General features: G+C 65.4%; 17 protein-coding genes. 6 read left to right on the top strand and 11 right to left on the bottom strand.

Annotation, left to right across the window (positions count from 1 at the left end):
- Window positions 1-94: 94 nt before the first annotated feature.
- A complete protein-coding gene (locus HEQ16_14435; GenBank protein MCO4055214.1) occupies window positions 95-394 on the top strand; it encodes a hypothetical protein in 300 nt (99 codons plus the stop codon).
- Between the two features lie 305 nt (window positions 395-699).
- On the opposite strand, the gene HEQ16_14430 is transcribed toward HEQ16_14435, so the two are convergent.
- From HEQ16_14430 to HEQ16_14400, 7 genes are all read right to left on the bottom strand, one after another.
- Window positions 700-1,470 (bottom strand): hypothetical protein, encoded by a 771-nt coding sequence (locus HEQ16_14430; GenBank protein ID MCO4055213.1) that lies wholly within the window; start codon window positions 1,468-1,470, stop codon window positions 700-702.
- Between the two features lie 160 nt (window positions 1,471-1,630).
- Window positions 1,631-2,983, bottom strand: coding sequence for a hypothetical protein (locus HEQ16_14425; protein ID MCO4055212.1), 1,353 nt, complete (start codon window positions 2,981-2,983; stop codon window positions 1,631-1,633).
- Window positions 2,984-3,298: 315 nt separating this feature from the next.
- Entirely contained in the window at window positions 3,299-4,654 is a 1,356-nt protein-coding gene (locus HEQ16_14420; GenBank protein MCO4055211.1) for a hypothetical protein, read from the bottom strand.
- A gap of 188 nt (window positions 4,655-4,842) precedes the next feature.
- Complete coding sequence (locus HEQ16_14415) at window positions 4,843-5,250, bottom strand: flagellar protein FlaG (GenBank protein MCO4055210.1); 408 nt, start codon at window positions 5,248-5,250, stop codon at window positions 4,843-4,845.
- A gap of 128 nt (window positions 5,251-5,378) precedes the next feature.
- A complete protein-coding gene (locus HEQ16_14410) occupies window positions 5,379-5,870 on the bottom strand; it encodes a hypothetical protein (GenBank protein ID MCO4055209.1) in 492 nt (163 codons plus the stop codon).
- The gene (locus HEQ16_14405; protein MCO4055208.1) at window positions 5,857-6,207 is read right to left on the bottom strand and encodes a flagellar biosynthesis protein FlgJ; all 351 of its coding nucleotides are present in this window, start codon (window positions 6,205-6,207) and stop codon (window positions 5,857-5,859) included. Before HEQ16_14405 ends, HEQ16_14410 begins: the two co-directional genes overlap by 14 nt.
- Window positions 6,207-7,289 (bottom strand): flagellar basal body P-ring protein FlgI, encoded by a 1,083-nt coding sequence (locus tag HEQ16_14400; protein MCO4055207.1) that lies wholly within the window; start codon window positions 7,287-7,289, stop codon window positions 6,207-6,209. The genes HEQ16_14405 and HEQ16_14400 overlap by 1 nt, the downstream gene beginning before the upstream one ends.
- A gap of 272 nt (window positions 7,290-7,561) precedes the next feature.
- Between HEQ16_14400 and HEQ16_14395 the strand changes: the two genes are divergently transcribed.
- Window positions 7,562-7,975, top strand: a complete 414-nt coding sequence (locus HEQ16_14395; protein ID MCO4055206.1) for a flagellar assembly protein fliX — start codon at window positions 7,562-7,564, stop codon at window positions 7,973-7,975.
- 85 nt (window positions 7,976-8,060) lie between these two features.
- Here the strand turns inward: HEQ16_14395 and HEQ16_14390 are convergent, their stop codons facing one another.
- The 4 genes from HEQ16_14390 to fliL are packed head-to-tail and all read right to left on the bottom strand — an operon-like array spanning window position 8,061 to window position 11,173.
- On the bottom strand, window positions 8,061-8,978 hold the full coding sequence (locus HEQ16_14390) for a hypothetical protein (GenBank protein ID MCO4055205.1): 918 nt from the start codon (window positions 8,976-8,978) through the stop codon (window positions 8,061-8,063).
- A complete protein-coding gene (locus HEQ16_14385; protein MCO4055204.1) occupies window positions 8,962-9,420 on the bottom strand; it encodes a glutamyl-tRNA reductase in 459 nt (152 codons plus the stop codon). Before HEQ16_14385 ends, HEQ16_14390 begins: the two co-directional genes overlap by 17 nt.
- A 26-nt stretch (window positions 9,421-9,446) precedes the next feature.
- Window positions 9,447-10,634: a flagellar motor switch protein FliM gene (gene fliM, locus HEQ16_14380; GenBank protein MCO4055203.1), complete on the bottom strand. Its 1,188-nt coding sequence runs from the start codon at window positions 10,632-10,634 to the stop codon at window positions 9,447-9,449.
- 8 nt (window positions 10,635-10,642) lie between these two features.
- Entirely contained in the window at window positions 10,643-11,173 is a 531-nt protein-coding gene (gene fliL, locus HEQ16_14375) for a flagellar basal body-associated protein FliL (GenBank protein ID MCO4055202.1), read from the bottom strand.
- Window positions 11,174-11,463: 290 nt separating this feature from the next.
- Between fliL and flgF the strand changes: the two genes are divergently transcribed.
- Genes flgF through HEQ16_14355 form a run of 4 tightly spaced genes read left to right on the top strand, consistent with a single transcriptional unit; the run spans window position 11,464 to window position 14,815 of the window.
- Entirely contained in the window at window positions 11,464-12,210 is a 747-nt protein-coding gene (gene flgF, locus HEQ16_14370) for a flagellar basal-body rod protein FlgF (protein ID MCO4055201.1), read from the top strand.
- 15 nt (window positions 12,211-12,225) lie between these two features.
- A complete protein-coding gene (flgG, locus tag HEQ16_14365; GenBank protein ID MCO4055200.1) occupies window positions 12,226-13,017 on the top strand; it encodes a flagellar basal-body rod protein FlgG in 792 nt (263 codons plus the stop codon).
- Between the two features lie 5 nt (window positions 13,018-13,022).
- Window positions 13,023-14,042, top strand: coding sequence for a flagellar basal body P-ring formation protein FlgA (gene flgA, locus HEQ16_14360; protein ID MCO4055199.1), 1,020 nt, complete (start codon window positions 13,023-13,025; stop codon window positions 14,040-14,042).
- Between the two features lie 17 nt (window positions 14,043-14,059).
- Complete coding sequence (locus HEQ16_14355; protein MCO4055198.1) at window positions 14,060-14,815, top strand: flagellar basal body L-ring protein FlgH; 756 nt, start codon at window positions 14,060-14,062, stop codon at window positions 14,813-14,815.
- The last annotated feature ends 122 nt before the right edge of the window (window positions 14,816-14,937 follow it).

Below are 14,937 nucleotides of genomic sequence, written 5' to 3'. Positions count from 1 at the left end.
ATTTCGTCATTGCGAGCGAAGCGAAGCAATCCAGCGCGCTCAGTGGCGCATCTTGCGGTCTCGGCCCAAAGAATGCGCCCCAAGCCATGCTTTCGTGGCGCTTCTGGATGGCTTCGCTGCGCTCGCCATGACGCAAGCGTGGTTTTCGATGCCGTGTCGGACGGGGCCAAGGGCGGCGCGACCCGCTTCGATCAGCGCGAAGCGCGATAGCGGACCAAATCCCTTCGATCAGCGCGACAGCGGGTTGCTGAAACACGTCAGCGATTTCGTCATTGCGAGCGAAGCGAAGCAATCCAGCGCGCTCAGTGGCGCATCTTGCGGTCTCGGCACAAAGAATGCGTCCCAAGCCATGCTTTCGTGGCGCTTCTGGATGGCTTCGCTGCGCTCGCCATGACGCAAGCGCGGTTTTCGATCCCGTGTCGGACGGGGCCAAGGGCGGCGCGACCCGCTTCGATCAGCGCAAAGCGCGATAGCGGACCAAATCCCTTCAAGCGCGCGACAGCGGGTTGCTGAAACACGTCAGCGATTTCGTCATTGCGAGCAAAGCGAAGCAATCCAGCGCGCTCAGTGGCGCATCTTGCGGTCTGGGCCCAAAGAATGCGTCCCAAGCCATGCTTTCGTGGCGCTTCTGGATGGCTTCGCTGCGCTCGCCATGACGCAAGCGTGGTTTTCGGCAGCGCAATAGCGGGCTCTTCCCCCTCAGATCGTACCGGTGCGCAGCCGGTCCATGTAGTTGCCGGCGAAGATATACATGCCGATATGGCCGATCTTGCGGTCAACCCTTGCCCAGACCTCGCCGCCGCATTCCTTGATCCAGCGCTCGCAGAAGGACAGGTCCTCTGAAAGGTAGCGGCCGCTCTCCTCGGAGAAGACCGGATCGAAGAAGCCTGTCACGGCGCCGCTGAAGAAGCCGCCATTGTTTTCGGCCTTGCCGGGCTCGGGCGTCTTGACCACGCCCTTGTCGATCATGGTGCGGAAGGTGCTGAGCTTGATGAGGCACAGCCCCATGCCGACGCCGGCCACGGGGCAGAGCCCTTCGGTGATCTGCAGCGTCGTGGCCGGCAGGTGTCGATGCACGAAGTCGAGGGCGGCGGTGGAGGCCTCGTCCATCGTCTTGCCGGCCCTTGCGGCGGCGAAAAACTGCTCCTGGTTGAACAGCCGCTTGGGGTAGATGTAGCCGATCACATCCTTGTCGGCGCGCAGCAGGTCCACCACCGCGTCGGCCTCGAAGCTCATGTCGTCATCGACGAAGAGCAGGTGGGTGACATGCTTCTCGCGCAGCGCGTGGGACGCCATGGTGTTGCGCGCCATCGTGATCTCGGCGCTGTCGATGTTGATGACGTCGCAAGGGATGTTCAGCGTGGCGAGCAGGAACACGGTGCGCGACAGGCTCACCATGGTGTGGCTCATCACCGTGCCGCGGATGCTGGGCACGCAGATCAGGATGTTCACTTGGGTCTTGCCGCTCATGCCATGGCCTCCCGCCGCCCATGGGGATATGCGATTCGCGGGGCTTGCGTGAGGACAGAACCGCGCCGCGCGTTGGACGCAAACCGAAACGGCAAAGCCGGCGGGTCGCCCCGCCGGCTTGCCTTGCGCCGCTTCGTTGAAGGAAGCGTCGCGATCGGGATCAGAACAGACGCAGGATGGCCTGGTCGGCCTCGTTTGCCAGCGCGAGCGCCGTGATCGAGAGCTTCTGGCGTGTCTGCAGCGAGGTGAGGGCGGCGCCTTCCTCGTTGATGTCAGCCAGCGTCAGAATATCTGCGCCTTCGTTCAAGGTCTTGATCGTCTCGTTGTTGTAGTTCTGACGATTCTGCAGGATCGTCGCGTTGTTCGAGAATGCCGACGATACGGCGTTCACGGTTTCCTTGGCCCTCGCTATCTTTGCCAGTGCGGAATTGATTTCTCGATCATTCTGGAAGTTGCGCGCTGCATCGCCAGACTGGGCCACGGGGTTGTCGAGCGTGAAGCCCAGGGACGACGTGTCGACGCGTCGGCCCTGCGTGGTGATCGAGGTCGAACCGCTTTCATTGAACGAGGTCCGCATGAAGTCGCCCTGCAGCAGGTTCGTGCCGTTATAGCCAGCGTCCAGCGAGGTGTTGCGGATCTGGTTCAGCAGTTCACGGAACGAGGCGGCCGCAGCTTCGCGGATGGGCTGGTTGGCGGTGCCCCCAACCATGGTGACCGTCTGGGTGCCCGCACCGGTAGAGGTCGGCAGGCCGCCGACAACGCCCGAGAAGGCGAAGATGTCGGTGGTGTTGTTCTGGGTCTGCGTGCCGCCGCCGGCGGTGTTGACCACGAACTGCAGCGCCAAGACTTCGCCGGTGCCGGCATCCCTGCCGTTCACGGCATTCTCGATGACGATGTTGCCGGAGTCATTGAGATAGGCGGAGATGCGGGCCGACTGGCCGGCGCTGTTGATCGACGTGTTGTTGTTGACGTTGTCGAGCAGGTTCTGGACGGTGGTCGTGGCCGCCGTGGTCAGGGTCGTGCCGGTGCCTATAACTGTAGCCGTGCCGGCCGTGTTGACGCGCACGAGGTTGACCGTGATCGTGTCGCCAGCCTGAAGGCGGTTGGTGGCGGTGCCGGCGGCCGCTTCGGTCAGGAGTTGCGTCGCGTCAGCTGCGCCCGTTGCCGCGTTGCGGAAGGCGAATGTCGAAATGGCCTTGGCGTTGGTGCCGGTGCTGTTGAGAGCGCCCTGAAGGGCGCCTTCGGCCTGGTCAAGCGAGGCCTTCATCGAGTTCAGGGCCTTGCCGGTCTGCTTGATGACCTGAATGCTGAGGCCGATGTTGTCCTGGATCGTGGTGATGCTGCGGGCGCGGGAACTGAGTGAGTCTGCCTGGAAGAAGGTCAGGGGATTATCGATAGCCGAGTTCACCTTCTTGCCAGTGGCAAGGCGGTTGTTGGTCTTCTGGATGTTTTCCTGGAGGTCGGTGAGCGAGTTCAGGGCATTGCGCATGCCGATGGTAAGGGAGGTTGGCACTGGAGGGATCCTTTCTGGGTCCAAAGTCCGGTTTTGTGGATTGACGGACTTTCTGCCCGCCGCTCCGCCTGCCAGACTTGCCAGCGCCTCCTAATGCTTCTTCAAGTTGTATGGTGAGTCGTATTTAACGTTAAACGCTAGTGGACAAGCCTGGTTAGCGCGACGTTTCCCGATAAGGTTAAGCCTGTGTGTCCCGAATGGGCCCTGAAACGGCAGATGGCGGGCTCCTTGCGGGGCCCGCCATCCGTTTTCGCGCCTTGGCCTTCTGGCTGCCGGTGCGTGGTGCGTAGTCGGGCGCGTTCTGCGCCGTGGAAATCAGAACAGACGCAGGATGGCCCCGTCGGACTGGTTGGCCAGCGAAAGGGCCTGCACCGAGAGCTGCTGCTTGGTCTGCAGCGAGGCGAGAGTGGCGCCTTCCTCGTTGATGTCGGCCAGGGTCAGCAGATCCGAGCCGTCGGTGAAGTTCTTGATGGCGAACTTGGTGTATTCCTGCCGGTTGGTCATCAGGCTGCCGTTGGCCGCGAAGGCGGTGGTCATGCCGGAGATCGTGACCTTCGCGGCCTTGACCTTGGCGAGCGCCGCCGAGAGCTCGCGGTCGCCCTGGAAGTCGCGGAAGGCATCGCCCGACGCCGAGAGGATGTTGTCGAGCGAGAAGCCCAGCGCCGAAGCGTCGACGCGGCTGCCCCGGGTGGTGATCGAGGTGCTATCCTCCTCGTTGAAGCCCGTGCGCAGGAAGTCGCCCTGCAGCAGGTTCGTGCCGTTGTAGCCAGCGTCCAGCGCCGTGTTGCGTATCTGGTTGAGCACTTCGCGGAACGACTTGGCAGCCGAGGTGCGAGGCTCCTGCAAGGTGGAGGCACCCATCATGAGCACGGTCTGGGTGCCAGTGCCGCTGACCGTCGGGGTTGCGCCGACCGCGCCGGTGAAGCCGAACACATCGAGCGAGTTGTTCTGGGTCTGGGTGCCGCCGCCAGCCGTGTTGACCACGAACTGGAGAGCGAAGGTGTCGCCGGTGGCGGCATCCTTGCCGTTGACATTGTTCTCGATGACGATGTTGCCGGCGTCATTGAGGTAGGCGCTCATCCGCGCCGACTGGCCCGCGACGTTGATCGACGTGTTGGTGTTGATGTTGTCGAGCAGGTTCTGGACGGTGGTCGTGGCCGCCGTGGTCAGGGCCGTGCCGGTGCCGACAACCGTGGTCGTGCCGCCGGAGCTGACGCGCACCAGGTTGACCTGCACCGTGTCGCCAACCTGAAGGCGGTTGGTCGAGATGCCGCCGGCTGCTTCGGCGAGGAGCTGGTTGGCGTCGGCCGCGCCGGTGAGCGGGTTGCGGAAGGAGAAGTTGGTCGTGGCCTTGGCATTGGTGCCGGCGGTGTTCAACGTCGCGCGGAGCGTGCCTTCAGCCTGCTCGAGCGAGGTCTTGATCGAGTTGAGGGCCTTGTCAGTCTGCTTTATGACGTTCAGGCCGAGGCCGATATTGTCCATGACCGTCTGCAGGCCGCGGGCCTTGGACGAGAAACCGTCAGCCACGAAGTAGTTCAGGGCGTTGTCGAGCGCCGAGTTGACCTTCTTGCCGGTGGCGAGGCGATTGTTGGTCTTGTCGATCTGACCCTGGATATTGTCGAGCGCAGATAGGGCATTCTTCATGCCCGTGGTAAGCGACGCAGCTTTCATTTTACGCACCATTCTTGGCTTGGAACAGCCCATCCTGGGCTGGCCGGCCCTTCTGGCCGACGAACGGGATCATGGCGCGTTAAGTTTAATCGGCGGTAAACGCTAACCAGGTTTTTCGGTTAAGGCTTCACCATGGGGCGCCGGCAGCCGGAAAGCGTCTGCCTTCAGCTGCGCGGGGTCAGGGCGCTTCAGGCCGAGCGGGAGACGGAGGGCGCGCCGGGGGTTTCTCCGGCCCGGGCATCGCGCTCGCGATTCATGTATTCTCGCAGCTTGAGGCGCGTCTCGTCGGGGAATTGGCGCACCACCTCGCCGGTGCGGGTGTCGACGGCGCGAAACACCAGTTCACGGGTGCGGGGATCGACCTCGTTGCGGTTGCGGATGAAACTGCGCAGCAGACTTTCGCGATCGATCTGCTCGCGCGCCCTGTCATTGCTGATGTCGATGCGAACGCTCGGGCTGTCGCCTATGGCTTTCACTGCCGCCTCGCGCGGCAACTCGGTCGCTACGGCGCGCGCGCCGCTGGCCGTGGGCTCCACACGGTTGGCCGCGGGAATTGGCGCAGCGGCGGGTGCCAGTTTAACCCCGCCGATATCCATTGTCCGGGACTCCTGTTCCCGCCGGACTGACATATCCGGCACTGTCAGGATGTCACAGAAATACTAACGTCGGGTAAGAAATATTGGTGAATCCTTAAAGTCCCGACCAGCGAGGATTCATCGAGTCATCACAAGGATTTGCTCACCACGATGGGGCCCGCTCCGCCGCGCTGGGGGGGCTGGGTCACGGCGCCATAGCCGGAGCGGGAATAGCCCTGGGCCTGCGGCGCGCGTCCCGCATCCTTGGCGAGGTCGCGCACGATGGTCTCGGAGACAGCGCGCGCGGTGGCCAGCACGGCCTGGTTGGTTTCCAGCAGATCGCTGAAGGCCTGGTGCGCGCCCTTGAGCCGCTCCAATTCATCAGGAACGAAGCGCGCCAGCGCCACGGCGTTGGCCTTGACCACTTCCAGCCCGCGCATGTAGCGCCCTGCCAGCTCGGTCTTCTTCGGTTCGCGATCAAGCGCCGCACCGATCTGGCCGTCGCGCATCAGCTGCGTCTCCTCGCCCACCACATGGGAAAGGCCGGAAAGCGTCTCGACGATCATGTCCACAAGTTCGCGCGCCTCCGCCGCCGACGTGACGCGGGGGCGATCATGGACGGACTTCTCATGAGCCAGCATTGGCGCGCTCCTGCATCTGCAGCATCTGGCGGTAGATCGTGTCAGAAATGCCGATGCCGCCGGATTTCGCGACCGAGCGTGCATATTCGTTGACCAGCATGCCGCGATAGACCTCGGAGCCGGTGCCGTTGTCGCCCACGGGGCCTTCCCTGGCGTCCTGCGGGAAGACCTGCGCCATCATGTTCTCAAGGAACATGGTCTCGAAATCGTCCGCAGTCTTGCGGATCTTCTGTTCCTGCGGATTCAGCGCGTTCTTGACGGCGCCGAGGGCGGAGGTCGCAACGCCGATGGCGAGCTTGGCGGCCGGAACGGCCAGTCCGGTCAGGGCAAGGGTCATCACATCACCTCGATTTCGGCTTGGAGGGCTCCCGCGGCCTTGATGGCCTGCAGGATGGAGATCATGTCGCGCGGGCCGATGCCGAGCGCGTTGAGGCCATCGACGAGATCGCGCAGCGATACGCTCTCGTTGACGATGGCGAGCTTGTTGCCGCCTTCGGCATCGACCTTGACGCTGGTGCGCGGCACCACGGCCGTCTGGCCGCCGGCCAGCGCATTGGGCTGGGAGACCTGGGGCTGTTCGGAGATCGTGACCGTGAGGTTGCCCTGCGCCACCGCGACCTGGGAGACGCGCACGTCGCGGCCCATGACAATGATGCCGGAGCGCTCGTCGATGACGATGCGGGCGGTCTGGTCGGGCTCGACGCGCAACTGCTCGATTTCGGTCAGCAGGCGGATCATGTTGCCCTGGTAACGAGCCGGGATCTGGATCACGACCGTGGACGGATCGGTCGGCTCGGCCGTGGCGGCGCCCATGAAGTCGTTGATGGCGGCGGCCATGCGGCGGGCGGTGGTGAAATCGGGGTTGCGCAACGACAGGCGCAGCGTCTTGAGCTTGTTGAGCGCGAACTCGATCTCGCGCTCGACCATTGCGCCATTGGCGATGCGGCCGACCGTCGGAACGCCGCGCGTGATCGAGGCGGCGTCGCCCCCGGCTGCGAAGCCGGAAATGGAGACGGCGCCCTGGCTGACGGCATAGACCTCGCCATCGGCCCCCAGCAACGGCGTGACCAGCAGGGTGCCGCCCTGGAGCGACTTGGCGTCGCCCAGCGAGGAGACGGTGACATCGACCTTGCTGCCCTGGGTCGCGAAGGCGGGCAAGGTGGCGGTGACGATCACGGCCGCCATGTTGGCGGTGCGCATGTTGGCGCCGCGGGTATTGACGCCCAGGCGCTCCAGCATGGCCTGCGCTGACTGGCGCGTGAATGGCGCGTTGTTGAGCGTGTCGCCCGTGCCGTTGAGGCCGACGACGATGCCGTAGCCCACCAGCTGGTTCTGGCGCACGCCCTCGACAGAGGCGAGATCCTTGATGCGCGACATGGCGCTGGCCGGGGCTGCCGCCACGACGCAGAGCGCCGCCATGGCGGCGGCGGCAAGGAGGCGGAGCTGGCTGGCGAAACGAGGCTGCACGATGTCGCTCTTCCGGTCGATGAGGGCTGCGGAGCCCGATCAAGACAGTGTTCTGCGAAGGTCATGCCAATAGCTTGATTCAAATTTTATGTATTGATCTCATGGGCTTGGAGGATTCATGCCTGATGCTGGACGGCATTGGGGCCCGGCCGATCCTGCCCAGGCCGGCAAGTTCTGCCGGGCACGAAACGTATCGTTAACCATGTTCACTCCAAGGTGCAGCCATGTTGCCGATCGATCCCCGAGCCGTGATCCAGCGCACAGCGTCGACCCCGGCGCGCGCCGCGAACGGCAGCGGCGCGAAGTTCACGCTCGGCGGCGCCACGGCGGGTGGTGAGAGCGCCCGTATGGCCGGGGTCAGCGCCGCCATGCCGATGGACGCGTTGGTGGCGCTACAGGCCAATGAGGATGCCACCGAGCGCAAGAAGCGCCAGGTCCGGCGCGGGCATGACCTGCTCGATGGGCTGGACCGGTTGAAGGCCGCGCTGCTGGGCGGCGTCGTGCCGGTGTCGCAGCTGGCGCAGCTCAAGACGCAGCTTGAGGCGCGGCGCGAGAACACGGACGATCCACGCCTTGAGGACCTCATCGGCCATATCGAGCTGCGCGTCGCGGTGGAGCTGGCCAAGCTCGGCCGCTGACTGAACGGCGCCGGAAGGCCCACGCCCGATCAGCGCCCTGTCATGACATGATCGCGGCCGTCTGGCGTGACAGGCCCGCGCAGCCTCAGGGGCGGCTGGCAGGGGCGGCCGGCGCGATGGCCTGCAGTTCGTTCGAGCCTGCCGGCGCAGCTGCGGCCGCGGCGGTCGGCTCTGTCCGGGCGCGCGCGCGCAGGGCGAGGGCCACCGTGAGCTTCTCGGCCGACTCCGAGCTCATCGAGGCCATGACCTCGGACATCTTGCGCGGATTCATTTGCAGCACCATCGGCACCAGCACATCGGCGGGGAGACGGTCGAAGACCCGGGCTGCGTCCTTGGGCTTCATGTTCTCGTACATGATGACGAGCTTCTTCAGGCCCTGCGACTCGGCGCTTTCCTTCTCGTCCTTCTTGCCGTCGAGCTTCTCCTCAACGGCCTTGAGTTCGCCTACCCGGCCATCGAGCTTGCGTTCGGCGGTCTCCAGCAGCTTTTCGCGCATATCGAGCTCGCGCTGGCGCGCCTCGATCGCATCGCGGCGCTCTCCGAGGCGTTCGGCCAATGCGCGCTCGGCGGAGGACAGGGTGCGCTGGCTCTCGTTCATCACGGCGGCACGATCCTTGAAAGGCGGCTCCGGCATGGCCGGGGCCGTCGCGGGCGTGGCGCCGGCCGGAGCCTGGGCGGCGGACGTCTGGGGCGGCTTGGCCGGAACCGAGCCAGTGACGTCGACCCGGTCCGGGAAGTAGGGCTCGCGGGCGCGGGCGAACATCTGGGTCATGCCCCTGAAATCGGACGGATTGTAGCTGCCATCCGGCTGGACGATGGCCGTGCGCGGCGCCACCTGCTCAGCCAGCGGCGTGATCTGGAGGCTGCCCGCAAGCCCCAGCCACGACATCGCCTTCAGCGCGAGAAGGCCCATCGCGCCAAGGATTACTGCCGGGATCAGGCGCCGCCTGTCGATCATGATGAGGCCGAGCCAAGCACAAAACCGTTCATGCCGCGTTGCCATCAAGGCGACGAACCGCGCGTTGCGTGATCGCTGCGGCGAGTTCAGCGGCTTCAGAGAGCTTGCGCGTGGTGGCGCCTGGCTCCGGCTCGGCATTGGCCGCCGGGGGCGCGACAAGGCGCGAAGCCTCGACGATGCGGGTGATCCGGGACATGACCTGCTCCCCCGCCTCGATCTGCGCCGCAAGGTCGGCGGCGTAGCGCTCGGCGGTGCGCAGGCGCTCGGCGAGCGTGCGGTCGCATTCGTTGAGGGTCAGCTTGAGGCCCGAGATCGCGCGCTCGGCGCTGTCGGTGGCGGCCAGCAATTCGCCGATGGTGCGGCGCATGGCGCCTTCATCGGCCTTGAGACGCTCGATCCGCTTGGAAAGCACGATGCAGGTGCTGATCGTGGCGACGAGCAGCACGGCCACAAGCAGATCCGCAACGAGCGCGATGGTGAAACTCATGGCCTATGGTCCTCTGGATAACGCACTTATCGGCCGCCATCGCCGCGAGGCGATGCCGTCGAGTCAAACACGCCGATCGTGGTCTTGGAGCGCCTGAGCGGCGCTATGGTCTGGACGGCGATCTTGTCGTCCACCCGGCCGACCCGGCCCTCGGTCACGCCGAAATCGCCGCAGCGCAGCGTGATGAAGCGGTCCGGCTTGGCGTCGAAGACGAGGGTGTCGCCGATGTCGAGCTTCATGATGCGCGAAAGAGGCATCAGCTCCTCGTGCAGCACCGCCTCGACCGGCACGCTGGACTGGTAGATCTCGGTGGCGAGGTGGTTCTCCCAGATCGGGTCACGCCCGATCTTTTCACCCATGAAGCTCTCGAGCAGCAGGTCGCGGACCGGCTCGATCGTGGCATAGGGCAGCAGCACCTGGAGCGAGCCGCCCCGGCCTTCCATGTCCAGCCTGAGATCAACGCGGATCGCGGCGTTGGCTGGGCGCGAGATGGTGGCGAAGCGCGGGTTGGTCTCGATCCGGTCGACCGTGAAAGTCACGGGCGAGAGCGGCTTGAAGGCCAACTCGGCATCCATCATCACGACGCTGATCATCCGCCGGAGCAGGTTCATCTCGATTGTGGTGAAGGGGCGGCCGTCATTGCGGATGGCGGCATTGCCGCGCCGTCCGCCCAGCATGGTGTCAAGGACGGCGTAGGTCAGTGTCGACTCGACCGTGACCAGCCCGAAATTGTCCCATTCCTCAGCCCGGAACACCGCAATCATGGCCGGCAGCGGGATGGAGTTCACATAATCGCCAAACCGGACGGAGCGAATGGCGTCGAGCGTGACTTCGACGTTGTCGTTGAAGAAGTTGCGCAGGCTGGTCGAAAGGTGCCGCACCATGCGCTCGAAGATGATTTCGAGCATCGGCAGGCGTTCGTAGGACACCGTGCCTGAATCGACGATGGCGCGGATGCCGGCGCGGCCGCCCGCGCCAAGCTCGCCCACCGAGAAGCCCAGCATCGAGTCGATCTCGTCCTGGTTCAGCAGGCGATCGACCCCGCTCTCGGCGTCCTCGAAATTGGTCTGCGAATCGAGCATGGAGGCCCATTCGGTCGACTTCGTGTCGCCGCCGCCGCCATCGGCGCCCTGTTCGGCGAGCGCCGCACCCCATTCGCCGGCCAGGGAATCCTTATCGCCGCCTTCGGTGTCGTTGTCGTCCGGTCCTGCCATGGTGATGCCTATTGAACCAGAAGTTCCTTGAAGAGGATGGCGTCCACCTTGGCGGGCTGCACCGCCACGTTGACGCGGCGCAGCAGCTCTTCCTTGAGGCGGAAGGTTCCCGCAGAGCCTTCAAGGTCGGCAGGGCGCAGTTCGCGCAGATAGACCTGGAACATATCCTCCACGCGCGGCAGGAGCGGCTGGATCTCGGGAGCCATCTTCGAGTCCGCGATCTCGAGCGCGACCTTGATCTTGATGAAATTCTGGCGTTCGCCGGGCTGCGCTCCGGCGATGTTCACCATGATCTCCTTCATATCGACGAAACCGGTGGTGCGGGGCGCGGGCTTGGCGGACTCCGCAGCTGCCGCGGCCGGCTTCATCTTGAGAAAGTAATAGGCTCCGCCGCCGCCCAGAAGCAGCACGACCGCCACGCCGCCGAGAACGAGCTTGTTGCCAAGCAAGGACTTGAGCCCGCCCTTCTTGGAGGCGTCGCCCTCGCCCGGGGTGGCCCCGTCGGCCTCCTTCTCAGGTGCTGTTGGTTTTTTCGCCATGGATCCGTGAAGCCTCAGGCTGGCAGTTCAGCGCAATTCAAGCTGCATGACATGCAAAGTGGGCAATCATGGTTAACGCCTCGTTAAACCCGGCAGATGTTGCCGGGCCGCTTTTGCCGCCAGGTGCGAACCCGGCAGGGGAGGCGCAGCGCGTAGAGATCGCCTAACATATTGATAGAAAAAAGATTAATACAATTCATCTGGTTTGGCACGGCTCATGCGAACCCTTGGGGTGCGGTGGCCGCGCTGGGGAGCGTCCCGGTCTGCCGCGTAACATGGGAGCAGGCAGCATGGAGAACTCGCTTCTCGTCGGATTGTCACGCCAGATGGTGCTTCGGCGCGAGATGGATGTGATCGCCAACAATGTGGCCAACATCAACACCAACGGCTTCAAGGCCCGCTCCTTGCGGTTTGCGGAGCATATCCAGCCCGCCGCCAAGGCCGAGACATTTCCCAACGCCGACAAGAAGGTGTCCTACGTCATTGACCGCGGCACGCCGATCGACCTTTCGGGCGGGATGATGGAGCGTACTGGCAATCCGCTGGACGTGGCGGTGCGCGGCGACGCCTTCTTCACGGTGCAGACCCCGAACGGCGAGAACCGATACACCCGCGATGGCGGTTTCGAGATCAATGCCCGCGGCCAGCTCGTCACCCAGAGCGGCCTGCGCGTGATCGGCGAGAACGGCCCCATCGAAATCTCCGCCAACGAGACGGGCGTGCGAATCGCCGAGGACGGCACGGTGCTGACCGACCAGGGCACGCGAGGCAAGCTGAGCCTGGCGCGCTTCGCCGACCCGCGCGCCCTGCGCAACGAAGGCGGCAACCTGTTCACCAGCACGGGTCCCGCCCAGCCCGCCGGCCCCACCGCCCGCGTCGAGACGGGCGTCATCGAGCGTTCCAACGTCAAGCCCGTGCTTGAGATGAGCCGGCTCGTCGAGGTGCAGCGCGCCTATTCCTCCGTCACCAGCATGATGGGGCGCACTGACGAACTCCGGCGCGACGCCATCCGCCGCCTTGCTGACCTCCAGAGCTGATCGGGAGCAACCGCCATGCGCGCTCTTTACACCGCCGCGACCGGGATGATGGCCCAGGAGCTGAATGTTCAGGTCATCTCCAACAACATCGCCAACGTCCGGACCAATGGCTACAAGCGCCAGCGGGTCCACTTCCAGGATCTGCTCTACGAGAACTTGCGCCGCGCCGGCTCCGCCACCTCCGACCAGGGCACGCAGGTGCCCGCCGGAACTTTCGTGGGGTCAGGCGTCAAGACCGTGGCCACGGGCCGGGTGATGGGGCAGGGCCCTCTCACCGAGACCGACAAGGAATATGACCTGTCGGTGCGGGGCGACGGCTTCTTCCGTGTGCGGATGCCCGATGGTCGCACCGCCTACACCCGCGACGGCTCCTTCGATCTCGACAGCCAGGGCCAGCTCGTCACCAAGGATGGCTACATCGTCGAGCCGGGCATCAACGTGCCACAGAACGCGCGTGCAGTGACGGTCAGCGGCACTGGACAGGTGCAGGCGCTGATCCCCGGGCAGACTGCGCCGCAGGATCTTGGGCAGGTCCAGCTGTCGCGATTCGTCAACCGCGTTGGCCTTGAATCCATCGGCGACAACCTGTTCGTCGAAACCGCCGGCTCGGGGCCCGCCATCGACGGCAACCCCGGCGGCGAGGGTTTCGGCACGGTTCAGCAGAGATGGCTGGAAGAATCCAACGTGAACGCAGTGGTCGAGATCAGCTCGCTCATCGCCGCGCAGCGCGCCTACGAAATGAACTCCCGCGTCATCTCGGCCACCGACCAGATGATGCAGGCCACCAGCCAGCTGTTCAGGGGTTGATCGTGATGATGCGCGCTTCTGCCGCTTTCTTCTGCAGCCTCTCCCTTGGCTTCATCGCGCTGGCGCCCGCCCCGGGCTTCGCCTCGCCCGGCATGTCCGTGCGCGTCGCGGCGGCGCCGGCCAAGCCCGCGCTCAAGCCCGACATCACCGCCACGCGCGATATCCTGACGCTCGGCGATCTGGTCAGCGGCCTGCCGGTGTCGGTTGCCGCGCAGCCTGCCTTCCGCGCTCCGGCGCTTGGCGAAACGGGCACGATCCAGTCTGCCCGCATCATGGAGGCTGTGCGCGCTCAAGGTGTCGAGACGCTCGCCGATGGCGGGGCCGCGCAAGTTGTGGTGACCCGCGCCGCACGGCGCATCGGGATGCTGGACATCGAAGGCGCGCTGCGCCGCGCCATTGAGGAGCGCTACGGCGTCGATGCCCGCAGCCTGAGCCTCGTGCTCGACAATGGCGCGCCCAACCTCGTCGTCGAACCCGATCTGCGCGGCGCGCTGCAGACCCAGGATCTCGTCTATGACGCGCGCAGCCGCCGGCTCACAGCCACACTGATGCTGCCTGGCAGCGCTTCGATGCGGCTCAAGCCTGTCCGGGTGACGGGCCAGATGGTCGAGACGGTCGAGGTCGTGGTGCCGGTGCGGACCATCGCCCGCGGCGAGATCGTTCAGGCGGCCGACCTCATGGTCGAGCGCCGTCCGCGCGACGCAGCCAGTGCCGACCTCGTGGTGGAGACCACCGCCGCGATCGGCAAGGCCGCGCGCCGTGCGCTGATGGCCGGGCAGCAGCTGCGCGCCAACGACCTGCAGCGCCAGGAAATCGTGGCGCGCAACGAGGTCATCACCGTCGTCTATGAAGCGCCGGGCCTGATGCTGACGATGCGCGGCCGCGCGCAGGAGGGCGGAGCGCAGGGCGACATGATCTCGGTCATGAACGTCCAGTCCAAGAAGATCCTGCAGGGCACCGTGATCGGGCCGGGCCGTGTCGCCGTCAACGGCGCCGCCAGCGGCCGTGTCGCAGCCGCCAACTGAAGCACGAGGGAAAGACCATGAGCCAGACCAGCCTTACCTTCCGCCTCGTCGCCGTCGCCGCGATGGGCCTCACCCTCTCGGCCTGCGGTGCGGCGGACCGCCTCGCCAATGTCGGGCGCGCGCCGGCCCTCTCGGCCATCGAGGACCCCACCGCGCAGGAAGGCTACAAGCCGGTGCGGATGCCGATGCCGACGCCCGAGCATGTCTCCTTCGGACCCAACTCCCTGTGGCGCCAGGGCAGCCGCGCCTTCTTCAAGGATCAGCGCGCCCGCCAGATCGGCGATCTCGTCACGGTGAAGGTGCGCGTCACCGACCGGGCGGAGCTTCAGAACCAGACCAGCCGCTCGCGCAGCGGCAAGGACAGCATGGGCGTGCCCAACCTGTTGGGAATCGAGTCCAATCTGCCCGCCATCCTGCCCGAGTCCGTTTCCCCCGGCTCGCTCGTCTCCACCAATTCGAACACCTCGACGCAAGGCGCAGGCTCCGTCCGCCGCTCCGAGCAGCTCTCCACGAATGTGGCGGCAGCGGTCACCCAGCTGTTGCCGAACGGCAACCTCGTCATCGAGGGCAAGCAGGAGATCCGCATCAACTTCGAGGTCCGCGAACTGATCGTGGCCGGCGTCGTGCGCCCTGAGGATATCGACAGCGACAACACGATCGACTCCACCAAGATCGCCCAGGCGCGCATCGCCTATGGCGGGCGCGGCCAGATCACGGATGTGCAGCAGCCTCGCTATGGCCAGCAGGTGATGGACGTGCTGCTGCCTTTCTGAGCGTCATCGATCAGGCCCCGCCGGCGTGACGCTCCCCCCCAACGCCGGCGGGTGACAGGCCAAGGCCGTTCCTCGCTCCCCAGCCGGGGCCCGGTCCTGGCGCCCGGTGACCAGCCGCTTCC

Source organism: Bosea sp. (in: a-proteobacteria) (assembly GCA_023910605.1).
In the GTDB taxonomy this organism is placed as follows: Bacteria; Pseudomonadota; Alphaproteobacteria; order Rhizobiales; family Beijerinckiaceae; genus Allobosea.
This window is presented reverse-complemented; position numbering and strand designations above follow the sequence as displayed.